This is a genomic window from Parafilimonas terrae, assembly GCF_900115755.1.
In the GTDB taxonomy this organism is placed as follows: domain Bacteria; phylum Bacteroidota; class Bacteroidia; order Chitinophagales; family Chitinophagaceae; genus Parafilimonas; species Parafilimonas terrae.
In genome coordinates this window covers 79,097-105,202 of the sequence record NZ_FOXQ01000004.1, presented here as the reverse complement: position 1 = coordinate 105,202, position 26,106 = coordinate 79,097, and the positions used below count along the sequence as shown (strand labels likewise).

At 39.8% G+C, this 26,106-nt stretch carries 21 protein-coding genes; 15 read left to right on the top strand and 6 right to left on the bottom strand.

Going from position 1 to position 26,106, the window contains the following annotated elements:
* The first annotated feature begins 10 nt into the window (after positions 1-10).
* The 8 genes from BM015_RS08425 to BM015_RS08390 all read left to right on the top strand — a co-directional run bounded on the left by BM015_RS08425 (position 11) and on the right by BM015_RS08390 (position 12,198).
* Positions 11-1,045 (top strand): Kelch repeat-containing protein, encoded by a 1,035-nt coding sequence (locus tag BM015_RS08425; protein WP_090657290.1) that lies wholly within the window; start codon positions 11-13, stop codon positions 1,043-1,045.
* Complete coding sequence (locus BM015_RS08420; protein ID WP_177191854.1) at positions 1,032-1,397, top strand: DUF4907 domain-containing protein; 366 nt, start codon at positions 1,032-1,034, stop codon at positions 1,395-1,397. The genes BM015_RS08425 and BM015_RS08420 overlap by 14 nt, the downstream gene beginning before the upstream one ends.
* Positions 1,398-1,460: 63 nt before the next feature.
* Positions 1,461-2,756, top strand: a complete 1,296-nt coding sequence (locus tag BM015_RS08415) for a DUF4270 family protein (protein WP_177191853.1) — start codon at positions 1,461-1,463, stop codon at positions 2,754-2,756.
* Entirely contained in the window at positions 2,746-4,047 is a 1,302-nt protein-coding gene (locus BM015_RS08410) for a BamG family beta-barrel-assembly machinery protein (protein ID WP_143075797.1), read from the top strand. Before BM015_RS08415 ends, BM015_RS08410 begins: the two co-directional genes overlap by 11 nt.
* A gap of 167 nt (positions 4,048-4,214) precedes the next feature.
* On the top strand, positions 4,215-6,791 hold the full coding sequence (locus tag BM015_RS08405) for a PKD domain-containing protein (RefSeq protein ID WP_090657281.1): 2,577 nt from the start codon (positions 4,215-4,217) through the stop codon (positions 6,789-6,791).
* Positions 6,792-6,871: 80 nt separating this feature from the next.
* Positions 6,872-9,019 (top strand): M43 family zinc metalloprotease, encoded by a 2,148-nt coding sequence (locus BM015_RS08400; protein WP_218148458.1) that lies wholly within the window; start codon positions 6,872-6,874, stop codon positions 9,017-9,019.
* A 76-nt stretch (positions 9,020-9,095) separates the two neighbouring features.
* Entirely contained in the window at positions 9,096-11,381 is a 2,286-nt protein-coding gene (bglX, locus tag BM015_RS08395) for a beta-glucosidase BglX (protein ID WP_090657279.1), read from the top strand.
* A 112-nt stretch (positions 11,382-11,493) separates the two neighbouring features.
* Entirely contained in the window at positions 11,494-12,198 is a 705-nt protein-coding gene (locus BM015_RS08390; protein ID WP_090657276.1) for an ROK family protein, read from the top strand.
* Positions 12,199-12,639: 441 nt separating this feature from the next.
* On the opposite strand, the gene BM015_RS08385 is transcribed toward BM015_RS08390, so the two are convergent.
* The gene (locus BM015_RS08385; RefSeq protein WP_090657274.1) at positions 12,640-13,908 is read right to left on the bottom strand and encodes a D-arabinono-1,4-lactone oxidase; all 1,269 of its coding nucleotides are present in this window, start codon (positions 13,906-13,908) and stop codon (positions 12,640-12,642) included.
* Between the two features lie 109 nt (positions 13,909-14,017).
* Between BM015_RS08385 and BM015_RS08380 the strand changes: the two genes are divergently transcribed.
* Entirely contained in the window at positions 14,018-14,575 is a 558-nt protein-coding gene (locus BM015_RS08380; RefSeq protein WP_262497242.1) for a P-loop nucleotide/nucleoside kinase family protein, read from the top strand.
* Positions 14,576-14,702: 127 nt separating this feature from the next.
* On the top strand, positions 14,703-15,569 hold the full coding sequence (folP, locus tag BM015_RS08375; RefSeq protein ID WP_090657270.1) for a dihydropteroate synthase: 867 nt from the start codon (positions 14,703-14,705) through the stop codon (positions 15,567-15,569).
* A 5-nt stretch (positions 15,570-15,574) separates the two neighbouring features.
* Here folP and clpX read toward each other — a convergent pair whose 3' ends face one another.
* The 3 genes from clpX to BM015_RS08360 form a co-directional block, all read right to left on the bottom strand.
* Positions 15,575-16,810 (bottom strand): ATP-dependent Clp protease ATP-binding subunit ClpX, encoded by a 1,236-nt coding sequence (gene clpX / locus BM015_RS08370; protein ID WP_090657267.1) that lies wholly within the window; start codon positions 16,808-16,810, stop codon positions 15,575-15,577.
* Between the two features lie 92 nt (positions 16,811-16,902).
* Positions 16,903-17,535: a ClpP family protease gene (locus BM015_RS08365; RefSeq protein WP_090657265.1), complete on the bottom strand. Its 633-nt coding sequence runs from the start codon at positions 17,533-17,535 to the stop codon at positions 16,903-16,905.
* 47 nt (positions 17,536-17,582) lie between these two features.
* Entirely contained in the window at positions 17,583-18,272 is a 690-nt protein-coding gene (locus tag BM015_RS08360) for a ClpP family protease (RefSeq protein WP_090657263.1), read from the bottom strand.
* A gap of 362 nt (positions 18,273-18,634) precedes the next feature.
* On the opposite strand from BM015_RS08360, the gene BM015_RS08355 reads away from it, so the two are divergent.
* Together BM015_RS08355 and BM015_RS08350 are read left to right on the top strand one after the other, a co-directional pair.
* The gene (locus tag BM015_RS08355; protein WP_090657261.1) at positions 18,635-19,612 is read left to right on the top strand and encodes a hypothetical protein; all 978 of its coding nucleotides are present in this window, start codon (positions 18,635-18,637) and stop codon (positions 19,610-19,612) included.
* A gap of 102 nt (positions 19,613-19,714) precedes the next feature.
* Positions 19,715-20,227: an acyl-CoA thioesterase gene (locus BM015_RS08350; RefSeq protein ID WP_090657259.1), complete on the top strand. Its 513-nt coding sequence runs from the start codon at positions 19,715-19,717 to the stop codon at positions 20,225-20,227.
* Between the two features lie 50 nt (positions 20,228-20,277).
* Here the strand turns inward: BM015_RS08350 and pyrH are convergent, their stop codons facing one another.
* Complete coding sequence (gene pyrH, locus BM015_RS08345; RefSeq protein WP_090657256.1) at positions 20,278-20,997, bottom strand: UMP kinase; 720 nt, start codon at positions 20,995-20,997, stop codon at positions 20,278-20,280.
* A gap of 160 nt (positions 20,998-21,157) precedes the next feature.
* Here pyrH and BM015_RS08340 point away from each other — a divergent pair, with 160 nt between their 5' ends.
* Positions 21,158-22,240 (top strand): tryptophan 2,3-dioxygenase family protein, encoded by a 1,083-nt coding sequence (locus BM015_RS08340; RefSeq protein ID WP_090657254.1) that lies wholly within the window; start codon positions 21,158-21,160, stop codon positions 22,238-22,240.
* Here BM015_RS08340 and mnmD read toward each other — a convergent pair.
* Positions 22,230-22,964, bottom strand: a complete 735-nt coding sequence (mnmD, locus tag BM015_RS08335) for a tRNA (5-methylaminomethyl-2-thiouridine)(34)-methyltransferase MnmC2 (protein WP_090657252.1) — start codon at positions 22,962-22,964, stop codon at positions 22,230-22,232. The two genes, BM015_RS08340 and mnmD, sit on opposite strands and share 11 nt — an antisense overlap.
* Positions 22,965-22,989: 25 nt before the next feature.
* Here mnmD and BM015_RS08330 point away from each other — a divergent pair, with 25 nt between their 5' ends.
* Together BM015_RS08330 and BM015_RS08325 are read left to right on the top strand one after the other, a co-directional pair.
* On the top strand, positions 22,990-25,341 hold the full coding sequence (locus tag BM015_RS08330) for a M4 family metallopeptidase (protein WP_090657249.1): 2,352 nt from the start codon (positions 22,990-22,992) through the stop codon (positions 25,339-25,341).
* Between the two features lie 140 nt (positions 25,342-25,481).
* Positions 25,482-26,069, top strand: a complete 588-nt coding sequence (locus BM015_RS08325; protein WP_245751297.1) for a cytochrome c oxidase subunit 3 — start codon at positions 25,482-25,484, stop codon at positions 26,067-26,069.
* Positions 26,070-26,106: the final 37 nt, after the last annotated feature.

The window sequence follows — 26,106 nt, the reverse complement described above, 5'->3', positions numbered from 1 at the left end:
AACTATAAATATGTTGAACCTGAAACAGGCCAGGATTTTAAACAGGAATGCATGGATGCTTATGCTCCTGTGCAGTGCTTTCTACAGCTGTGATAAAACCGCTTCCACCTCCGATGATTATGAAGGTAACTGGGCACGCAGTTCAGACTTTGAAGGCGTTGCCAGAACGGAAGCCGTAACCTTTACTATTGATAATTATGCTTATGTGGGCACAGGCTATAAAGGCAGCGATACAAGATTGAAGGATTTCTGGCAGTTTGATGCTTCAACCGGCACCTGGAAACAAAAGGCTGATTTGCCAGGTGTAGAAAGAAATTCTGCCGTTGCTTTTACTATTGGCGAAAAAGGTTACGTGGGCACAGGTTATGACGGCGTGAATAAACTGAAAGATTTTTATGAATACGACGCTGCTAATAATATATGGACACAGAAAACAGATTTTGGCGGCACTGCGCGTTACGATGCCATTGGTTTTTCAGTGAATAATGAAGGTTATATCGCTACGGGTTTTGATGATAATTATTTAAAAGATAACTGGCAATACAATCCATCTGCAGATACATGGACGCAGAAAGCAAGCCTCGGCGGTTATAAAAGAAAAGGCGCTGTTGTATTTGTAATTGATGACCTGGCTTATGTGTGCACCGGTATTAATAATGGCGATAACATTAATGATTTCTGGGTGTATAACGGCAATGCTGATGAGTGGACAGAAAAAAGAAAAATATCTGATGCCAATTCAGATGAAGATTATGATGATGATTATAACATTGTAAGGGACAATGCAGTTGCATTTGTTATGAATGGCAAAGGTTATGTAACCTGCGGCCAGCAAAGCGGCACCATTTCAACCACATGGGAATATACGCCTTCAACCGATTTATGGGTGCAGCGCACCAGCTTTGAAGGTACTGCCCGCATAGGCGCTGTAGCTTTTACACTTAACAATGTTGGTTATGTAGCCACCGGTAACAACAGCACTTACCAGTTTGATGATTGCTGGAGCTTTAACCCAACTGAAGACCAGTCCGATGATGATAACTAATTGGAAAAGGGCGCTGGCAATTGCCTTACTCGCTGTTTGCATTGCGGCATGTAATAATAACAATAATAATAAAGCTGATATAAATGCAAATGCGCATCAGCAGCACGCTGACAGCAGCAGGGTAGAGGTTTATACTTTTCCAACACAACAAGGTTTTGGATATTCCATTATTGTTGATCACAAAGAATTCATAAGGCAGGATTGCATTCCCGTTATACAGGGCAATAAACCTTTTCCAACAGAAGTGCTGGCAGCACAAACAGGCAAACTGGTGGCGCAGAAGATAAGGAATAACGAACTGCCCACATTAACGTTACAGGAATTAAATAACCTCGGTATAACGCAGCAATAAACCCGTACCGCATTACTGATGTATAAAATGAATTGTATCAATCATACATACAGGTATATTTTGATGTTCGCGCTTTTGGCAACCGGCTTTTTCTCCTGCGAGAAACAGGAAGTTGATTTTGGTGGAAGCGCTTTAACAGATGACCCCAACATTGTTGCAATAGATACCATCAGCGTAAATGCATATACCACGCAGGTTGATTCTTTCAGCACAGTTAACAGCGGGTATTTTATTGCCGGCAATCATTACGATAGTACAGTTGGCAAACTGCAGGCAACAGCATATTTTGATTTTACTATTCCATACGACAGTGCGCAAATGCTTAATGGCTGTACAAGTTGCTACTTCGATTCGCTTGTTTTGGTCACACAATTTTCAGGCGGCTTTTATGGCGATACAACAGCGCCGTTTACCTTAAATGTAAACCAGCTTACACAGCTTATTTCAGACAATAATACATTTGGTTATAATGTTACAAGCCGTAATTATACAACAGAGCCATTGGGAAGTTTTACGGCGACCGTCTCTCCCGGAAGGCAAAACACTATCCGTATAAAATTATCAGATGATTTAGGTAAGGATTTATATAATAAGATCCAGCGCAATTCAGATACCATTACCGACAATGATGTTTTCTTAAAGTATATAAAAGGTTTTTGCTTAACAGGCGCTTCAAACAATAACACGGTATATTACATGAAACCGACCGGGGATTCCAGCCTTGTTTTATTATACTATCATAAAAATGCGCCGCTGCCGGTAAATTATACTGTAAAGCTGCCACTGAATACGGAACACCAGTTTAATGGTTTTACAACAGATCATTCAGGTACCAACCTTTCTGTTTTCACTGCTAAAAAAACACAAACACTGGAAAGCAGTAAAACCGGCGGTTATGTGTATATGGAAGCAAATCATGGTTTGTGCCCTAAGTTTAATTTCCCGTCTTTGTATGCATTGAAAGAAATAAATAATTATGTAAATATTGTAAGTGCAACGCTGGAGATATATCCATTAAAAGGCAGTTATGGCTTGCAGTCTTTTTACAGCCTGCCCGATACAATAAATTTAAGCATACTGAATGAATATGATGAAACGTCGGGCTACCTGTATTATTCAGGTACGAGCACACTTCAAACAGGCAACCTGTATATAGATTATCTCTACGGCGAGAATACAAAATATACTTACGATATAACCAGTTTTGTAAATGCTGTTTTAAAAGCGGGCACATCTTCCACATACTATCTCTATATGCAGCCTGAAAGCACAGCTTCAAATTCAAACGAACAACGCCTCATTTTACACGCTTTAAATAATGGAAGTTTCAAATTAAAACTCAATGTACTTGGCTTGTAAAAAAAAATATATACAGTTTGCAAAGCTGCTGTTAAGCATGATTGTTACAATCAGCAGCACTGCGGCTTTTGCGCAAAACGTTACATCGCCTTATTCCATATTTGGCGTGGGCGATATAGAAACAAAAGACTTTGGGCGTTATTTTGGAATGGGCAGCACATCTATTGCTTTGCGTAATGGCGCTGCATTTAATTTCAGCAACCCGGCATCATTAACGGCGCTCGACCCAAAGGTGATGAACTTTGATTTTATCATGCGCGGCAGGGTAAGCAACTTTTTGGTACCTGGCAGGGATACAGTTACATCACCTTCCAAAGATTTTGCTATACGCAGAATATCATTAGCATATAAGCCGGAAAAAAGATGGGCATTTGCATTCGGCTTAAGGCCATACAGCACGGTAAACTACATGCTTAACGATTCTGCAAAACTCGCTGATAATACGAGCATATTAAGTAAATCAGTTGACGGCAATGGCGGGCTCAACCAGGTTTTCCTGTCAAATGGTTTTGCGTTAAACAAAAACTTTTCTGTTGGGTTAACCACATCGGTTTTGTTTGGAACACTTCAAACAAATACTACTTATACAAGCTCCGGCATTGGCCTTGATGTTACGAGAAATGAATACGATGCTTTGCATGCATTAATGTTTACAGGCGGCCTGCAATATGCCGGTAAATTGAGCAAACATATAACGCAGCAATTAGGTTTTACTATTTCCAATGCTGCTAAACTTACAGGCCAGTGGTCAACAGAATATGTTACCAGCGATTCAACCATTACAACAGAAGTAAATGCTGCAAAGCATATTACATTGCCTGTGCAGATTGGCGTTGGCTATGCACTGGTGTTTAATGATAACCTTACCCTTAGCGCCGATTATACTTCTTATAACTGGAAATATCAGAAAGTAAATTATCCCAGTTCCTATATTGATAAAGCATTTCGCTTTTCTGCGGGCGCTGAATATAGTTTTAAAGGAAAAGCAGGATTGCAGACTGTTGAAAAATATTATTTGCAGGCTGGCTTTTCTTATGAGCAAAGCTATATACACGTTAACAATAACCCTTTGGCTGATTATTCTTATTCAATTGGGTTTGGCAACAGGGTAACAAACGGTTTTGGCTACCGCATATCCAACGGCGGGCTGAGCTACAATTTAGGTTTTGAATTTGGCAAAAAAGGTTCAACAAGCAATAACCAGATACGGGAAAGTTATACGCAGTTTGTAATTGGTTTATCCTTCAAAGCTTTCTGGTTCAACAGCGCGAAATACGGAAAATATAATTAGTGTTATGTTATTGATAAATTGTTGTGTTTAATGTGTAGGCAGTGTAATTACTCACCACTTACAACTCACAACACAACCATTTCCCCGCAACATTTTGAGCATTTACCGCATGAAACATTTCTCCGCATAAATGATTAAATAATTTGAACACTTAAAACCATTACAGGATGAGGGCAGGCTGCATTTTTCTTTTGCTTGTTTTTATTGGGCAGCACGCATTGGCACATCATGTAAAAGGCGGCTATATACGTTATGAATATGCAGGCGCCGGCGCCTCTTCAGGCACATCAAAATATAAAGTAACCGTAACAGTGTTTTATGGCTGTGGCGTTGAAGGCCCAAGAACATCTGTAACATTACGCGCATTGAATGGCGCTACGGGTTCGCAGGTTTTATCAACAACTATTAACACTACTACTTCTGCCACATCTACTAAAAAGAGTTTCAGCAGTTGCATGGTTAACCCGCCAACAATCTGTTATGAAATTTATACTTATGTTACTACAATTACATTAACTGATATTACAGCCGGTTATGTATTGGCCGTTACAGATGAATACAGAACGGATAATATTATTAATATAGCCAATTCAAGTTCAACAGGTATAGCCATTACAGCAACTATTCCCGGTAATTCAGGCGCGGATTATCATGAAAACACAAGCCCTGTTTTTGATTTTAAAGACACAGCTATTGTATGTTATAAAGAAGGGTTCAACTACCAGTTTGCAGCAAGTGACCCGGTTGATAATGATTCGCTCAGTTATTCTTTTGGTAATGGATTGAATACTTCATCAAGCTCATCCGCTCCTTTTTTTGCATCGCTTACTTACAACTCCGGTTACAGCGGCGCAAGCCCGATGGGCAGCGGCGTTACCATCAATCCGAAAACAGGGTTGATATCCGGCACTGCGCCAACAACCACCGGTGAGTTTGTTATGGCTGTATATGTAAAGGAATGGCGCAATGGCGTACTGATTGATTCTGTGAAAAAAGAATTGCAGATATATGTTTACAATTGCAGCTTAACAGCGGCAGAGCTTGCACCGTCTTATACCAACTGCGACAGCTTTACCACATCATTTAAAAATGAAGCATCTGCTTCCAATATCAGTTCTTATTACTGGGATTTTGGCGTAAGCGGAACGAATGCAGATGTATCAACAGAAGCAACACCATCTTATACTTATCCCGATACCGGTGTTTATACTGTAAAGCTGAAAGTGGTTTCTACTTCCGGTTGTTCCGATTCAACTACATCACAGGTAGCTGTTTACCCGGCCTTCAGCCCTGGTTTCACTGTTTCAGGGAATTGTTACCAGTCGCCGTTTTTATTTAATGATACCAGCTACATTAAATATGGTTATATAACTTATCGCTTATGGAATTTTGGCGATGAAACAACTGCAGCAGATACATCGTCTTTAAAAACGGTATCATATACTTATCCATCGGCAGCAACAAGAACGGCTACGCTCTCCATTACATCAAGCAAAGGCTGCAGTGAAACAGTTAGCAAAACAGTGAACGTTACAGACAAGCCTGATCTTTCACTTGCTTTCAGCGATACATTAATCTGCAGTATAGATACATTGCAACTGCAGGCTTATGGCAATGGAAATTTTGTATGGACTGGCAACAACATCATTAATGCAAACTCGTCATCGCCTTATGTTTATCCAAAAGACACAACGCAATATATTGTTACACTTACTGAAAAAAGTTGCGTTGCCAGCGACACGGTTACGGTGAATGTTGTAGATAACGTATCATTAAATGTAATGCCCGATACAACCATCTGCACAACAGATAGCATGCAGATATTCACAACCAGCAATGCATTGCATTATCAATGGTCGCCTTCAACTTATTTAAGCAGCGATACTGCTAAACAACCATTGGCATTTCCGCCAAACAATACAACCTATACCGTTATGGCAAGCATAGGAAAATGCGTTGCTAATGATGCTGTACAAATTACCACAGTTCCTTATCCTGCTGTAACGGCATCAAACGATACATCTATATGTTATGGAAACACTGCACAGTTAAGCGCAACAATTAATGGCAGTTCTTTTACATGGTTGCCTGTAACCAGTTTGGTTAATGCAAACACTTTAACACCTGTTGCCGGCCCGATGGATACAACGGCTTATGCCATTACTGTATATGATACATTGGGTTGCCCCAAACCATCAACCGATGTGGTGGTGGTTAATGTGGTGCCTAAAGTAAATGCCTTTGCAGGCAACGATACGGCCGTAGTAATTAATCAGCCTTTGCAATTCAATGCTTCAGGCGGCGCCGTTTATTTATGGACGCCATCAACCTATTTAAATAACCCAGCCATTTATAATCCTGTTGGCACTTATCATTCAGCCGATACAATTACCTATACGGTAAAAGTATCCACAGCCGAAGGCTGTTATGCTTACGATGATATAAAAGTATATGTGTTTACAACGAAGCCCGACATTTTTGTGCCAACCGGTTTCACGCCAAATCATGATGGCCTGAACGACGTTGAAAAACCTATACTGGTTGGCATAAAATCTTTTAAATATTTTGGTGTTTATAACCGCTGGGGGCAGCGTGTATTTTTTACTGAGCAACAAGGCAAGGGCTGGGATGGCACATGGAATGGAACGCCGCAGCCTGCGGGCACTTATGTTTTTATTGCGTTGGGAACAGATTATACCAATAAGGAAATTTTACGAAAAGGAACTTTTGTGTTAATAAGATGAGTAAGCAGCATAAATTTATATTACATGATCTTACTGCAGAAGGATTAGCTTTATCAAAGAAATTCCAAAACAAACATCGAATGTATAACCCCCGATATCTTTTATGCCTGCTCGCATTCATGGTTTTTTATGCAACATCCTCAGCACAGGAAAAGAATAAAGTTGTGCAGGAAAAATGTGGCGCCATGCAGCGGCTTGAAATAAAGTTTCAGAACAACCCCACATTCAAAAAACGATTTGAACAAAAGCGCGAAGCTTTTAATGATGCTGTTAAAAGCGGTTATTATAAACTGCTTAAAAGCCGCAGCAGGCTTGAATCTGTTGCTACCATCCCCGTGGTATTTCATATCGTATTAAAAAACCCGGATGCAGTAACGGATGAACAGATACATGAACAACTGGATGTTTTAAACAAAGATTTTGCGGGGCAGAATGCAGACTCAACCAATATCCCTTCTTACTTTAAATCGTTGTATGGCAAATCGAATATTCAATTCTGCCTTGCCCGGCGCACACCCACCGGCGACAGCACCAGCGGTATTGAGCGTATTGTTACCACAAAGAGTTCTTTCAGTACTAATGATGGCGTGAAATATGCTTCATCTGGCGGCGCCGATATTTGGGATGATGATAAATATTTCAATGTGTGGGTTTGCGTTTTATCAAACAGTGTTTTGGGTTATGCTACTTTTCCTGAAGATAGTTCTGCTGATGCGGAAGGCGTTGTTATTGATTACCGCAGCCTGCCCGGCAGCACTTACACTGCATACAATGGCGGTAAAACTTTAACGCACGAAACGGGTCATTACTTTAACCTTTATCATATATGGGGAGATGATAAAGGCGCTTGTGCCGGTACAGATTACATTGATGATACGCCGAACCAGGCCGATGCAAGTGCAGGCTGTTATTCAGGCGTAAGAACTGATAACTGTACTACGGATGGTAACGGCATCATGTATCAGAATTATATGGATTACAGTAACGATGATTGCCTTGTTTTGTTTACAACAGAACAGGTTGACCGTATGGAAGATGCAGTGCTGGCTTACCGTTCTTCACTGTTAACTTCCGATGGTTGCCAGCCGCCTGTGCAATATGCTTACAATGCTGCGCTTCAATCAATAAATGCGCCGGCAGCAAGAATATGCAGCAACAGTTTAACGCCTGCAGTTACCATACAAAATGCAGGCATGCAGGTATTAACCAGCTTAAATATAACGGTGTTAATTGATGGTAAAAACAGTTCAACCTATAACTGGAATGGTTCACTGGCGCATAACGCAACTGCGCAGGTGCAATTGAATGATTTAACAATAGCAGATGGTATTCACACCATTGCTATTTATACTTCAGGCCCCAACAATAAGCGGGATGAGGTTACAGATAACGATACGCTTACATCCACTTTTCAATACTATGCAGCAGCGGCAACTGTTTCAGAAGGTTTTGAAAACACAACATTTCCGCCAGCAGCCTGGGATATTGTAAATCCTGACGGTTATATTACATGGCAACGCACCACCCGTGCGGCAAAGTCAGGTAATGCCAGCATTATGATCAATAATTTTAATTATAACGCCAACGATCAAAAAGATGATTTGCGCTTTCCGGATATCAACATTACTAATGTGGATTCTGCCTTTCTTTCATTTTATGTGGCGGCTGCAACTTATACTGATATTAATACCGGCAACAATACCTGGGATACGCTGGAAGTGCTTGTAAGCAAAGACTGCGGCGCAACTTATACCAGCATTTATAAAAAATACGGAAGCAATCTTGTAACAAGAACAACGCCAACAACCACTGAATTTGTGCCTGCTTCATCTGAATGGCGTAAAGACTCTATCAATCTTGCAGATTATATAAATGCAGGCAACATTATGTTAGCTTTCAGAAATACAGAAGAATATGAAAACAATATTTATTTGGATGATATTAATATAAGGACTGTTACTATCAATCCAAATTTAAAAGCGCAGGGCTTTTTGGTAACGCCCAATCCTGCCACCAGCAATGTTGCGGTACAGTTTTATCCGCAGCCATCCAACCTTAAAGCGATTGTTATATATAGTATGATTGGGCAAAAGATCATCCAGGTTAATGTAAACGGGGAAGCAGGCAATTATTATAATATCGATCTCAGTAGTTGCGCTGCAGGCATGTATATTGTTCAGGCAATATTCTCAGATAAAGTGTTGACGAAAAAAATTATTAAGCTGTAAACCGGTTAGCTATATAAGCAGTATTTTTTTTGCACGGTTTGTTCATGATTATATTTGAATAAGTAAATTCTTTGCCATGAAAAAAATCTGCCTGTTTTTTCTTTTTACAATAACTGCTGTATCATTCTTATCTGCCCAGCAAACTTATCAGCAGGAACAAAAAATGAATGCTTTTGTAAAAGACCTGATGAGTAAGATGACTGTGGATGAAAAGATAGGCCAGCTAAATCTTGTTACGCCGGGCGGCGCTGTTACAGGGGCTGTTGTAAGCACAGATGTGGACAATAAAATCCGGAACGGTCAGGTTGGCGGTTTGTTTGGTATAAACGGCCCCGATCAAATCCGCAAAGCGCAGGATATTGCTGTAAAAAATTCGCGCCTTAAAATTCCTATAATGTTTGGTTTAGATGTGATCCATGGCCACAGAACTATATTTCCTATTCCGCTTGGTCTATCCTGTTCATGGGATATGCCACTGATAGAACAAGGTGCACGCATTGCTGCCACAGAAGCTGCTGCTGACGGTTTAAACTGGGTGTATTCGCCAATGGTTGATATAGCCCGTGATCCGCGCTGGGGGCGCATTGCAGAAGGTTCGGGTGAAGATACTTATCTCGGTTCAAAGATAGCTGCGGCCATGGTGCGTGGTTACCAGGGAAAAGACATGGCTGCAAAAGATGCTGTAATGGCTTGTGTAAAACATTATGCATTATATGGTGCTGCAGAAGCAGGCCGCGATTACAATACGGTTGATATGAGCCGCATAAGAATGTATCAATATTATTTGCCGCCTTATAAAGCCGCCATTGATGCGGGCGTTGGCAGCGTGATGAGCTCTTTCAATGAAGTGGATGGCATTCCTGCAACCGGTAATAAATTTTTATTGACTGATGTGTTGCGCGATCAATGGGGCTTTAAAGGGCTTGTGGTGAGTGATTATACTTCAGTAAGTGAAATGATCAATCATGGTATTGGTGACCTGCAGCAGGTATCGGCCCAGTCGTTAAAAGCAGGCCTGGATATGGATATGGTGTCTGAAGGATTTTTGACTACATTAAAAAAATCTTTACAGGAAGGCAAGGTTACACAAACGGAAATTGATGATGCCTGCAGAAGAGTGCTTGAAGCAAAGTATAAAATGGGTTTGTTTGATGACCCCTATAATCATTGTGATGAAGCGCGTGCAAAAACTTCAATTCTTACTGATGCCAACAGGCTTGCCGTGCGCAATGCGGCAGAGCATTCATTTGTGTTATTAAAGAACAGCAATAATGTTTTGCCTTTAAAGAAATCAGGAACGATTGCATTGGTAGGGCCGCTGGCAGATAACCAGCGCAATATGCTCGGAACATGGAATATACGCGGTGAATACAATGAAGATATTACCGTGCTGCAGGGCATTAAGAATGTTGCAGGCAACGATGTAAATGTATTGTATGCAAAAGGCGCCAACATAAGCGACGATTCTATGATCGTTAAGAACATTAATGATTTTGCAAAAGAAATTGATGTTGATACAAGAACGCCACAGCAAATGATTGATGAAGCTGTTGCAACAGCAAATAAAGCGGATATTGTTGTTGCCTGTTTAGGCGAAGCTGCAGACTTTACCGGTGAAGCGGCCAGCATGAGTGACATAAGTTTACAGCAAAGCCAGGAAAATTTATTAGCCGCATTGGTTGCAACCGGAAAGCCGGTTGTGGTTGTATTATTTAATGGAAGGCCTATGACATTAAACAAGGAAGATAAAGATGCCGCTGCTATTTTAGATGTTTGGTTTCCAGGTACTGAAGCCGGTAATGCCATTGCTGATGTATTGTTTGGCAACTATAATCCTTCAGGAAAACTTACTACTACATTCCCGCAGAATGTTGGCCAGATACCGCTTTATTACAATCATAAGAATACAGGCCGGCCTTTAAACCCGGGCGATGGCCATAAGTTTAAATCAGATTATTTGGATGTTACCAACGAGCCTTTATATCCGTTTGGTTATGGTTTAAGTTATACAAATTTCAACTATAGCGATCCTGTTTTAAGCAAAACAACTATCAGTGGTATGGAAGGTTTAACTGTAACGGTTAAGGTAACCAACACAGGCAATTATGATGGAGAGGAAATTGTGCAATTATACCTGCATGATAAAGTGGCCAGCATTACACCGCCTGTAAAAGAATTGAAGGGCTTTCAGAAAATATTTTTGAAGAAGGGTGAAAGCAAACAGGTTGTATTCAATATTAATCACAGTGACCTGATGTTTTATAATCCAGACTTAAAACTCATTGCAGAACCCGGCGAATTTGAAGTGATGACCGGGCCAAATTCAAGAGACGTAAAAAAAGTATCTTTCTGGCTGAAATAAATTTTCAAAGTTTGAAATATAAAGTTTAAAGTTGAGCTGGAAATAATAAATGAAAACCGGTTATTAAGAAGCAGGTAACAACAATACAATTCATCAAAAAATTTACAGGTATATGAATGCAGGAAATATATTAACGATAGATATTGGCGGGTCGCACGTCAAAGCCATTTTATTAAATAAAGAAGGGGAACCTGTTTCAGAATATGTAAAAATACCAACGCCGCAGCCTTCCACGCCTATTAATGTATTAGATGGTATTAAAGAACTGGTAAAAGGCCTTAGAGAGTATGATAAAATATCTGTTGGTTTCCCGGGTTATATAAAAAACGGCGTAGTTAAAACGGCGCCCAATCTTGGCACTGATGACTGGAAGGATTTTGACCTGCAAAATTTTCTTGGGAAACTGCTGCGAAAACCAGCCAGGGTAGTAAATGATGCAGACCTGCAAGGTGTGGGCATTGTAAGCGGCAAGGGCCTTGAAATGGTGATAACGCTGGGCACAGGTTTCGGTACAGCTTTATTGTATGATGGCAAATTATTACCGCATTTTGAAATTGCACATCACCCTGTAAAAACCGATAAAGATTACGACCAGTATATTGGTGAAAAAGCATATAATCAAAAAGGTAAAGAACAATGGAACCGCCGGATGGAAAAAGTGTTTAAGATTTTAAAAACGGTATTTAATTATGATCGCTTGTATATAAGTGGTGGCAATGCGAGGAACTTAACCATGCCACTGGATGATAATATGGTTATCGCTAACAATAAAGAAGGCATAAGAGGAGGGGCAAGATTGTGGAAAGATGAAAAATGATTATTGTTGCCAGGTCAATTTAATATTAATGTGAGGCGTTATGCTATGAAATTGAAAACTGATTACAAAATATAAACATCTTCGAACGTCATTTCGACGATAGGAGAATTGCGAAGCAATCATCGAGACCTAAAAGATAAATATGAAAGAGATAAATCTCTTAGCTTTCAACCAGTCTGAATTTCAGGAGATGTCTCGTTTCCCCGACATGACGATACAAATCCCTGCTCAATTCGCAAACATCTTTATCGTTAAAATGCTCATCCAGAATTCACGTTAATATTAAGTAAGCGAGTTGTCAGTGGTGAACAGCTCAGTTTAAGGCGAATATTCAACAAAACAATGTGCAATGTTCAATATAAAACCCCTGCAAACTGAGCATTGATTATTGAACATTGCATATTGAATATTTGCAAACCCATCTTAAATAATAAACAGTTCTTAAACAACAAAAATATTACGGTTCAGAAAATCATTTCTGAATTTTCCTTTAGCATCATATTCTTTAAGCAGGCTTTTAAAAGCATTTATTTTTTCATACCTGTTTTGCAACTGAAGGCCTGTCATGGAAAACAACTTTCCCCAATGCGGTTTTGCATTATAGGCTGCTAAAGTTTCTTCAATTAAAGGCAATAATTTTTGTACTGCAGGCCAGTTTTGTTTCCAGGTAAAATGGATAGCTGTGGAGTTTTGTTTATAGCAAGGGCTAAGCCAGAGTTCATCTGCAGCAATACTCCTTATTTCTGAAATCAATAAATAGGGGCTTATTTTATCAGTAAGCTTTTGAACTGCCATGATTGCATCAACGGCATGTTCATCCGCCACAAAATATTCTGATTGTAGTTCTTCGCCGCTGCTTGGTGTAAAGCCCATCCTGAAATGCGGTAAACGCTCATGCCATGCGCCGGCTACACCCATTTGTTCTGTACAATGTTCTGCTGAAATGGATGCAATAGGATGCAGGTTTCCTGTTGCAGGCATTGCATCAAAAAATGCTTTCATGCCTGCCTGTTGCTCATTTGCTTTTTGCTTTATCCAAACTTCGTTTATATCATTTGTCCAGTCGGTAAACAGGCTTACACTGTAGCCGGCGCCCATAATGGTTTTAAAATTTTCTTTCATGGTATTGAAAGAAAGATGTTCAAAAACAAATTGCTTTATGTTATAAGTTGGTTCCGCTTGCAGCGTAATACTTGTTATAACACCGGCGGCGCCAAGATTTACTACAAGCCCGTTAAACTTTTCACCGTCTTTTTGTTTTGATAAATGATGAAGCCTGCCTTCTGCATCAATAAATTCAAAAGCGGTTACTGCTGCCGATAAATTTTTATTATGCACACCTGATCCGTGTGTTGCTGTAATACAAGCGCCCGCAACAGACGTATGCGGCAATGAAGCAAGGTTGTGCAGCGCTAAGCCTTTACTGTTGATCAATGGCGCTAATTCTCCATATTTCATACCGGACTGCATTGTAACTGTACTGCTGGTTTCATCTATGTGCAACACTTTATTCATCTGCAATAATGAAATAAAATTATGCTGGCTGTCAGCAATGGTATTAAAGCAATGCCTGGTGCCTAAAGCTTTAATATTCGCATGTTTTGCGATAATATCCTGCACTTCGTTTACAGAAGCAGCATTATATAGCCTATTGCTGTTATAAGTAATATTGCCTGCCCAGTTTTTGAGCAGATTAGGAGATGTTTCCATTAAATGCAGAGTTATATAAAATAAACCTTATCGCGATATTTGTATCGTATATTTCTTCATAAATTCCAGTTCATAAAATTATATTCACTCAATAAACAAAAATCAATTTTTGCAAATGCATAAGCCATTATTAACTGTTATTACAGGAAGGCCTGCTTCAGGAAAAACAACGTTGGCGCATAAACTTTCACGGGAAATAAACTGCCCTGTTATTTCAAGAGATGAACTTAAAGAAGGTTATATAAATACCATTGGTGATACATATAACAAGCCTGGTAATGAAGCTGACTGGCACATTTATAACACTTTTTTTGAGGTAGTAGGTTTTCTTATTTCAAAGAATATATCATTCATTGCTGAGGCTGCTTTTCAACATAAATCATGGGAAGAAAAACTTTTGAATTTTTCGCACCGGGCAACTATAAAAATAATTATTTGTGATGCGCCGCTTGCTACAACCCGGCAACGGTTTGAACAAAGGCTCTCGGATGATTCTTCCCGAGAAAAATTTCACAACGACAGGTTTGTAAATGAAGAAGGAGAACTAAACGTGCTGCTTACAGATGAATATAAACCGGTTAATATAAACCTGCCAACTTTAAAGGTTGATACCAAAGAAGGATATGATCCCGGGTTGAAAGACATCATCAATTTTATTGGGCTATAAAGCAAACAAAACCACGAAAGCAATCATAATAATGAATGCTGCATGCCGATATTTGTGCCGTATATTTTTCTGGCAAACTCAGCCATAAAAATTATAATAAATCAATAGACATAAATTTATTCCTGCAATGCCTGCATCTGAAAAAACGACTTTATTTACACTTAACTGCAACGGAAAATTGCTTGTTATTGATAAGCCTGTAATAATGGGCATTATGAATATTACACCCGATTCCTTTTATTCAAAAAGCCGTGTGCAAACAGAAGATGAAGTATTAAAAGCGGCTTCAAAAATGATTGCAGAAGGCGCTGCTATATTGGATATTGGCGGACAAAGTACAAGGCCGGGCAGCACAAGGTTATCAGCAACAGAAGAGGAGGAAAGATTATTGTCTGCAATTGAGTTAATTCATAAAAATTTTCCTGGTGCAATTATTTCCGCCGATACATACTATGCTGCTGTTGCAGAAAAAGTGATTGAAGCGGGCGCCTCCATTATTAATGATATAAGCGGTGGAATGATGGATGATAACATGCTGGCAACTGTTGGAAAATTCCCGGTGCCTTATATCTGCATGCATATGCAGGGCAGGCCGGAAACTATGCAGGTAAATCCTGTTTATGAAGACGTGGTGCAGGAAGTGCTTGATTTTTTTATTCTTCAAACAGAAAAATGCCGGCAGCATAACATTAAAGATGTGATCATTGATCCCGGTTTTGGCTTTGGCAAAACCATCAGCCATAACTTTCAGCTATTAAGAAATCTTGCTGTTTTCAAAATGCTTGACAGGCCTGTACTTGCCGGCCTGTCAAGAAAAGGGGCTATTTATAAAACGCTGAATGTTACAGCGGAGGATGCATTGAATGGAACTACAGCAATGAACATGATCGCTTTGTTGAACGGCGCATCTGTTTTACGTGTACACGATGTAAAAGAAGCTGCAGAAGCTATAAAATTATTTGAGGTATATAACAATGCCGAAGCAGTATCGTAAAAAGCTTAGGCAACCTTGAGTTTATTAAGCTTGCTTTTTTCAAACTTGGTAGAAGCGTATTCAAGCGTTACATGCAGATCTTTTTTGTTACTGCCGGGCAACTCAAACATTGCATCAGTAAGTATATGTTCGCAAATACTTCTTAAACCTCTTGCACCCAGTTTAAATTCAAGTGCTTTCTGCACCATGAAGTCAAGCGCATCCAAATCAACCGTAAGCTTTATGCCTTCCATTTCAAACAACCTGGTGTATTGTTTTATCAGGCTGTTTTTAGGTTCGGTGAGAATGGCCCGCAAGGTTTCTGCATCCAGCGGGTTGAGGTAAGTGATTATTGGCAGGCGGCCTAATAATTCCGGTATTAAACCAAAAGAGCGGATGTCCTGCGCATTTACAAACTGCAGTAAATTCTTGCGCTGGTCTTCCTGTTCTTCTTTATTTACATTAAACCCGATGGCATTTGTATTAATACGGCGTGCAATTATTTTATCAACGCCGTCAAAAGCACCGCCGCAAATGAAAAGGATATTTGTGGTATTTACTTTTATCATTTTTTGCTCAGGATGTTTCCTGCCGCCCTGAGGCGGAACGAGCACTTCTGTGCCTTCAAGCATTTTCAGTAAACCCTGCTGCACGCCTTCGCCGCTTACATCGCGGGTTATGGAAGGGTTATCGCCTTTGCGGGCTATTTTATCAATTTCGTCTATAAAAACAATTCCCTTTTCGGCGGCGGCCACATCATAATTACAAGCCTGCAGCAAACGCGTAAGCATGCTTTCCACATCTTCACCCACATAGCCGGCTTCAGTAAATACAGTAGCATCAACTATGGCGAAGGGAACGTTTAAAAGTTTGGCAATTGTTTTGGCAAGCAGGGTTTTACCGGTGCCGGTTTCGCCAACCATAATGATATTGCTCTTTTCAATTTCAACATCATCCTGCTGCTGTTTACGGGTAATTCTTTTATAATGATTGTAAACGGCTACAGATAAGATTTTTTTTGCTTCTTCCTGGCCAATTACATATTGATCAAGATAATTTTTTATTTCTAAGGGTTTGCGGATATTGAATTTGTATTGCGTGGTGCGGGTTTCGTCCCTTACCTGCAATTCCTGCATAATTATTTCCTGGGCATGCTCAACACAGTTTTCACAAATATGCCCTTCCTGGCCTGCGATAAGAATCTTTACCTCATCACGGCTGCGGCCACAAAAAGAACAATGCAGGTTTGACTGTTTTGCCATCGTAATTAAATAAATAAAATTTGATTAAAAAAGAAAGCAAAGGTAAAACGTATTTATTAAACCTTTGCTTTATAATATCCTAATAATTCAGCTTATAGCTTCTCAACTATTTCGTCTGCAATGCCGTATTCAACTGCCTCTTTGGCATCCATCCAGTAATCGCGATCAAAGTCTTTCATAATTCTTTCGAAAGATTTGCCTGTGTTTTTTGCCAGGATGTTTGCGCTTATCTCTTTAGTGCGCTGCATTTGTTTTGCATGAATTTCAATATCGGCGCTTGTAGCCTGGAAATAACCGCCAATGCTTGGCTGGTGAATCATCACTTCCCCATGAGGATATATATATCTTTTTCCTTTAACGCCGCCGCTTAATAAAATAGAGCCCATGCTGGCGGCAAGGCCCATGCAAATGGTACTTACGGGCGATTGAATCATTTGCATGGTATCATATATAACCATGCCACTTGTAACCACACCGCCCGGGCTGTTAATATAAAATTTTATTTCCTTGCCCGGTTTATCAGCATCCAGCAAAAGCAGTTTGCTTACAACATCACGGGCTGATTTATCTTCTACCGGCCCCCACAGGTAAACGGCCCTGTTTTTTAAAAACAGTTGCTCCATTTTTTTCATTAGGTAAGAAGATTGTTCCGGCTTCTCTTCTTTCTGCGGTTCGTCTTCGTCTTCATTTAATCTTAATGAGCTTATATTTTTCAAATCGATCATATTATTTAATTTGATATGGTTATTTGATTACTGCAAATTTTTTTGAGCTATTTTTTTTCTTTTCTTGGATTAGTTACCAATACTTCATCCACCACACCATAGGCCTTGCTTTCATCGGCGGTCATCCAGAAATCGCGGTCGCAGTCTTCTTCTACCTTTTTAATGTCTTTTTCTGTATGATGGGCGATAATGGCATATAATTCATGCTTTATTTTTCGAATTTCCTTTGCCGTGATTTCAATATCAGTTGCCTGCCCGCCAATAGCGCCAAAAGGCTGATGCAACATGATGCGGCTGTGTTTCAGGGCGCTGCGTTTTCCTTTTACGCCAGCGCACATTAAAATGGCGCCCATGCTGGCAGCCATGCCTGTGCATATGGTGGAAACATCAGGGCTTACAAACTGCATGGTATCGTAAATGCCAAGCCCCGCATACACGCTGCCGCCAGGGCTGTTGATATACATTTGAATATCCCTTGTGCGGTCTGTGCTGTCTAAAAACAACAACTGTGCGGTTACAATATTAGCTACATAGTCATCAATCGGCTCACCCAGGAAGATAATGCGGTCCATCATCAATCGGCTGAAAACGTCCATGCTGGCAACGTTCAGCGGGCGTTCTTCAATTATATAAGGAGTGAGATTAGTGATTGTGTGCTGCTTAAATCCATGAATTGTATTTGAACTTATTCCCCTGTGCTTAACTGCGTATTTTTCAAATTCCTTTCCAAAATCCATAATTATTATTTTAAAGCGTTGAAGATAAATAGAATCGACATCGAACCAAATTCTGTGCAAAATAAAAATTGAGACAAAAGGGCAGAAAATTTAAAAAAAATAAATGTTGTATTTAAAAATACTATACCTTTGCGCCGCTGATTGAATATTTAGGAACGAATTAGAGTAATTACATAACTGTTTTAGCCCCATTAGCAGGTAACAATTGATCGAAAAAAAATCTGAAAAAGCAAATTATCGAAAGTCCAATTAATCATTATTCTGAAAAGCCAAATTTTCTAAAGGGATAGCTATATCAAAGAAGAAAGCAAGCCTGTTTCCGATCGCAATCAGGATGTATTGTCACCAATATCTATTAATAAATGAACGCCCCGAAAGTGTGCTATTTATTGCTGGCGCTATGCATTGCTGCGTCATGCAAAAAAGAAACCCAACCTCTTAAAACCCAAACCTCCGGCACTGCCGCAGAAGAGTATTCTTCGCAGGCCGCACCGCAAACAACGCATGGCCTGCTTGTTGCCAAAGGAGGATTTGATGCTACAACAAAGCAGCTTGATTATGCTGGTATTAAACTTACGCGACTTAATATCTTTCTTTCTGAAAAAACAAAGAGCGGAGTTATTGACAAGTATTTGAAAAATGGGTACCATGTGCAGGTAAATCTTAACTGGGCAAACGTAGCTTTTGGCCCTCAGCCATTTCCCACCAACATTGTTAATGTAAAAAAGAGGGCTGAAGAATTTTTTAAATATTATGCCCCTCAAAAGGACCAGATACCTGTGGTGGTTGTGGAAAATGAATGGGATAATATTCTTTATCACAAAGGTACCATAGACCATTACCTGAATGAGCTTGCTGCCATTACAGAGGTAGGCCATAAATACGGTTTTAAAATTGCCGACGCGGGTATAACTTCCACCGGCCTGCGCAGATGGGCTTATACTCAATTTTCCCAGGAAGAAGCAGCCGAATGGTTTAGTCAATATTGGGTTGGAGGTAAATTGGCTAATTTTAATTTGCTGATAAAAGCCGTGAATTATTACGCTGAATCTATCCGCAATATTCCTATTGATTACCTCAATGTGCACTGGTATAATATTAATGGTTGTTTTGATGGTTTTGCTAAAAGCACAGATGCCTATAAAAAAGCTTGTAATAAAACAAATCTTATATCCAATGAGTATGGCATTAAATTAAATTCTGAAGAATTATTTGATGCAACTTTAAATGAATTAAACGGCAGGGTGGTTTATGCAATTGCATACAGCGGCACGGGCACGGGAGATGGAAAAACAGCCGTGCGGATAACAGATGCAATGCTGGAAGGTTTAAGCAAATAAAAAGTGTGATAAAGAACTGCTTTCACAAAAGGGCAGTTCTTTATTAATGCGATAATAAAATATTATCGCACATCGCAAATTATATTTGCGCAAAATTGTGCAATGGAAAGTAAGAAAGTTAGTGAAAGCATAACCGTAATGAACGAATTGGTATTACCAAACGATACCAATGTTTTTGGAAATTTGATGGGAGGAAGGTTAATGTACTGGATGGATATTGCCGCAGCCATGACTGCCAGTAAACATTGCAACGCCCCGTGCATGACGGCAAGTGTGGATAATATCAGTTTTAAAAACCCTATTAAGCTTGGCAATGTGGTGCATATTGAAGCAAAAATTACACGGGCATTTCATACTTCAATGGAAATACATTTAATGGTTTGGGGAGAAGATAACCTGCATCAATACAGGTATGAAAGCAACGAAGCCTATTTTACATTTGTTGCGCTCGATCCCAATAATAAGCCGAGGCTGGTGCCAGCCGTTTTGCCCGAGACGGAACAGGAAAAAGCCTTGTATGACGGGGCTTTAAGAAGAAGGCAACTCCGCCTGATATTAAGCGGCAAAATGAAGCCCAATGATGCCAATGAATTAAAAGCTTTCTTAAATAGCTGATACAAAAAAAGCAGGTTATGAACCTGCTTTTTTTATTTAAACACTATTTATTAGTTTACCAATGTACCAACGTTCAATCCTTCCACTACTTTTAATAGGTTGCCCGGTTTATTCATGTCAAAAACAACAATAGGAAGGTTGTTTTCCATGCAAAGTGTAAAGGCCGTCATATCCATTACTTTAAGGTTTTTTAAAATACATTCCTGGTAGGTAATGGTTTCATATTTGGTTGCTGTTATATCTTTTTCCGGATCTGCAGTATAAATACCATCCACACGCGTACCTTTTAAAATTACATCAGCCTTAATTTCCAAAGCCCTTAAAGAACCGGCTGTGTCTGTAGTAAAATAAGGGTTTCCCGTGCCGGCTGCAAAAATTACAACACGGCCTTTTTCGAGATGGCGAATGGCCCGGCGGCGAATGTAAGGCTCTGCCACCTGCTCCATTTTTATAGCGCTTAAAAGACGTGTGTCAACGCCTATGCGCTCAAGCATGGCCTGCATTGCCATACCATTAATGCTTGTAGCAAGCATTCCCATATAGTCGCCATGAGCGCGTTCAATGCCGGTTTCAATTTCATTGGCGCCGCGGTAAATATTGCCGCCGCCAATTACAAGCGCAACCTGCACACCAAGATCAGTAATGGTCCTGATTTCATTTGCATATTGCTCTATTACCGGTGCATTAAAAGGTTCAAAGCCATCAGCGCCATTTCCCATTAAAGATTCTCCGGAAAGTTTCAATACTATTCTTTTGTACCTTGGTAACATGCGGTTATTTTCAGATTTGATTATGAATGGCTGCAAAATAAGCGAAAAGTCAAATAGAAAAATCCCTGTTTGCAGACGGATGGGAAAATTTGAAAGAACAATTAAAAGCTGTTTGAATTATTTGTAAGATTAAATATGGATAATAATAAATAGTACATTAATGAAAGATACCTTATACTACAGCGATTACCTGCATCTTGATAAAATATTAGGCAGCCAGCAGCCGGAAAGTTTTAAAGAAGATAATTACCCGGCGCACGATGAAATGCTTTTCATTATTATACACCAGGCTTATGAATTGTGGTTTAAACAAATTTTATTTGAGCTTGATTATGTATTGAAAATATTCAGCAAAGAAATTATTAATGATAATTCTGAAGACCTTAACCTCGTATTGCACCGTTTGCGGCGCATTATAAAAATTTTGGAATTATTAAACCAGCAGGTAAGTATCCTGGATACGATGACGCCGCTTGATTTTTTAGAATTCAGGAACTTGCTCACGCCTTCCTCCGGCTTTCAGAGCGCACAGTTCAGGCTCATAGAATCGGTGCTGGGTTTGCAACTGGAAAACCGTCATCAGAAAGATTATTACAAGCGGGTAAATGAAGGCGGCTTTACGCAGGAAGACTATGCACGCATCACAGAAAAGGAACAGCACCAAAACCTTTTACAACTCATTAACCACTGGCTTGAAAGAATGCCTTTTTTTGAAGAACTGTTCTGGAAAAATTATGCGCCGCTTTCGGCAGAAAGCGGCGCAGGCCACGTATTCTGGAATGATTACAGGCATATTTATAAGGCAGGTTTAACGCAAAGGGAAGCCAATAAAATTATTGATTTCGATTACGTTTTCTTCAACATCATGCAGGAGGGCATTGCACCCGAAACATTAAACAATTTGAGAAGCAGTTTTTCTGCGCAGGCACTGCGCGCTGCCTTGTTTATAATGCTTTACAGGGATTTTCCCGTATTCCAAACATCTTATCAAATACTCGATACATTAATTGAAATTGACCATTTAATGAGCAACTGGCGGCATAAACATTTAATAATGGTGCGCCGCATGATTGGTATGCGGGTGGGCACGGGCAATACATCTGGTTCGGGTTACCTTGAGGGTGCATTGAACAAACATTATGTTTACAGGGATATTGCAGGCCTTTCTACGTTTTTAATTGAAAGAAGAAATTTGCCAAAGCTGCCTGAAGAATTGATAAAGCATTTGAGTTTTAATGTGTAGTTTTTATTGCCCTTATTATTTCTCTTTTTCCAGGCGGGCCTTTTAGTTTTTGTACAATAAAACCGGCAGTTTTCATTGCCCTTTGTACGGCGCCTTTGCTGCAATAGGTTACTAAGATTCCGTTGTTAAGCAGCAGGTCAAACATTTTTTTAAAAATGATTTCTGTCCATAATTCCGGTTGGGCATTCGGGTCAAATGCATCAAAATAAATAAGGTTGAATTTTTGCGCTGTATTGAAATTTTGTATATCAGCATTAGTTTTTATAAAAGAAAAATATTCATTCAAACTAATTAATTCATTCCATGCTGAATGATGAATTGCTGATAAACGAACGTTATTATTTTCCATAAAATTGTCATAATTCAAACTGTCCGCTTCTGGTTTTGTCAGCGGGTATAATTCCACGGCATGGTAAAAAATCTTTTGCTTTAATAATGCTGCTTCCTGCCATGTGAGCAATGCATTTAAGCCTGTGCCCAGGCCCATTTCAAAAACATGGATAGTTTCATTTGCATCAGCATACTTATTTAAAAAATATTTCAGCCCGCTGTTAATAAAAATATGCCGGCTTTCCTGCAATGCACCATGCGTGCTGTGATAAATAATTTTTTTTGAAGGAATGATAATGGTATGAGAGCCATCTTCTGTTATTTGTATAAGCCGCTGGTTACTCACTTTATAAAAATATTTCGCGGGGATGATAACATCTGTTAGCTTTAACATTCTTTTTTAACTAATTAATTCAAACATGAAAACACGTTTACTCTCAATTGTAATGCTCGGCCTTGCATTACATGGTTTTTCTCAAAACAATTTAAAAACGCTTATCAGGGGCGAGAATGGTACAACCAAACATTTTGTAAAGCTGGCACAGGATCAGCAGTTGCCATTTAATACTTCACAGGCGGCGAAATTGCTTGGCTTAAATGACAAAAGTTCGCTTGTATTGAAAAGCACGGAAAAAGATAACCTTGGCTTTGTACATTACCGCTTTCAGCAAACTTACCAGGGCATACCGGTTAATCATTCCATGTATATCGTAAACACTAAAAATGGTAGGGTTGTTTCTTTGTCGGGCACTGTTATTACAGATTTCAATGAAAGTGCAACTGCAACCGGTGCAGCTAAAATAAGCCCGGCCCAGGCAATAGCCTATGCACTTAGAAATGTGCCTGCAACCAAATATATGTGGCAGGACAAAGGCATGGAAGCTGCTTTAAAAGCACAGTTCAAAAATTCATCTGCAACCTATTATCCTGTGGCAGAAAAATGCTGGTTTTCTGAAGTAAGCAGCATTAACCCGGCAAACCTTAAGCTGGCTTATAAAATAGATGTATATGCTGCAGAACCATATAGCCGGGCATATTATTATATAGATGCCGCAACCGGAAAATTATTGGGCCGTGAAGAACGCATTCATACAGCCGACGTAACCGGAACCGCTAATACTTTATACAGCGGCACGCAAACCATTCACTCCGAACAAACCGGTACAAATGCTTATCGTTTGCACGATCTTTCAAGAGGCAATGGTGTGATTACTTTAAGGGTGGGGGGCGATGATTTTACCAGCACTTCAGCCAACTGGAATTTATCCCTGCCGGATCAAAACGCACTGGACGCACATTGGGGCGTTGAAATGACGTATGATTTTTATAAAGAAGTTTTTAACCGCAATAGTATTGATAACAATGGCTATGCTTTATACAGCTATGTAAACAGAAAAAGCATTTTATATCGCGATAACGCTTCCTGGAGCGGTACTGCCATGAATTATGGCATCCGGTCGGGCGGTTCTCAAAAAGGCGTTACCGGTATTGATGTAACAGGCCATGAGCTTACACACGGCGTTACGCAATATACAAGCGGGTTGGTTTATCAAAATGAACCGGGTGCTATGAATGAAAGCATGAGTGACATTATGGGTAAATCAGTTCAGTTCTGGGCAAAGCCAAACGATATTGACTGGCGCCTGAGTAATGATATGAATTGGTTTATAAGAGATATGAGTAACCCTAATGCTTATCAGCAGCCAGACACTTATAAAGGAACTTACTGGGTTAATGGCGGCAGCGATAATGGCGGTGTGCATACAAACAGTGGTGTTGGCAACTTTATGTATTACCTGCTCGTTACAGGCGGAAGCGGCACTAATGATAATGGTGATGCTTATAATGTTCAGGGCATTGGTATTGAAAAAGCTGAACAGATTATATACCGTACCGAGACTGCTTATCTTACAAGCACTTCCGTTTATGCAGATTGGAGGGAAGCCAGTGTAAATGCAGCCACAGATTTATATGGCGCTTCATCCAACGAAGTAGCACAGGTAAAAAATGCCTGGGATGCTGTGGGCGTATATGGAGAAGATGAACCTGCTTATTGCGTTTCAAAAGGATTAAGCACTGCCAATGAATATATTAATCTTGTGAATTTCAACGGCAGCGATTATGTGAGTGGTGACAATGGCGGCTATGGTGATTTTACTTCGGTAGTTTCTGATGTGGTTGCAGGCCAGAAAGCAACTATACAGGTTAGGGCAGGCTTCCCCGGTGTTGTGCGTAAAGAAGGCTGGACAATGTATATTGATTATAACGGCGATGGCGATTTTAATGATGCCGGTGAAAAGGTAGGCTCTGTTGTTGTAAAATCTGCAGCCATTCTTACCAAGACATTTAAAGTGCCAGCTTCGGCTAAGGCTGGCCTTACACGCATGCGTATCCAGATGCATTATAACACGGCTATCACCGATCCTTGTGCCACATTCGACCAGGGAGAAGTGGAAGATTACAGTGTAAATATTACTGCAGCCGGCGCTGCAACTGAAACATTGATAAGCGATATTTCGGTATATCCAAACCCAATAGTATCGTCTTCGGTAAAACTGAATTACACACTTGTAAACAGCGGTAAAGTAACCTTCAGGCTGGCCGATGCAATGGGCGTAAGCAAGAACAGTTATGAAGCAGGTGTTCAAACAAAAGGCAAAAACAGCTTTACATTAAACAACCTTTCTGCTTTGCATAATGGTTACTATTATGTGGCTGTTGAGCAGGACGGCGTGGTTATTGGAAAAATAACCTTGCTGGTTGCACATTAATCAACAAGCTGATAATTAAAAGGCTGCCGGTATATCCGGCAGCCTTTTTTTATGCTCTTATTTAATATTATAATATTCACAGGAATTAAGCTGGTTGCAATGTTGTAATTTCGCACCGCTTTTTAAAAGCAAGTTTTATAATGAAAGCAGTAACAATGCCAGCCACAGTAAGTAACGAAAGAAAAAGAATCCACCCGCATAAGTTTACGCTTTGGGTTGCCCTGGGAAGTATTGTAATGATGTTTGCAGGTTTAACGAGCGCTTATATTGTGCGCAAAGCTGCAGCCAACTGGCTGGAGTTTGAATTTCCTTCCGTATTTTGGATTTCCACCGTTGTAATATTGTTAAGCAGTTTAACCATACACCTTGCCCTTAAATCGTTTAAGGCAAGGGAAATGCGGCGCTACCGCATGCTCATAACCATTACAGCAGTATTGGGCATTCTGTTTGGCGTTTTGCAATACTTCGGTTTTTCTTATTTATACAATCATGGTGTAAAAATTTTTGGTATAGGCAGCAATCCTTCTGCATCTTTCCTTGGTATAATTGTTGGCCTGCATGCGTTGCACGTATTAGGCGGTGTTATAGCATTGCTCATTATTTTTTTCAGGGCATACAGTTTAAAAACCAAAAATTATAATACTACTGCCATTGAGATTGTAAGCACGTACTGGCATTTTGTGGATATACTTTGGATATATCTTTTTATTTTCTTAAAATGGTTTTAAGAAAAAAACAGCAACGATTTTATTTTTTAAACCGTAG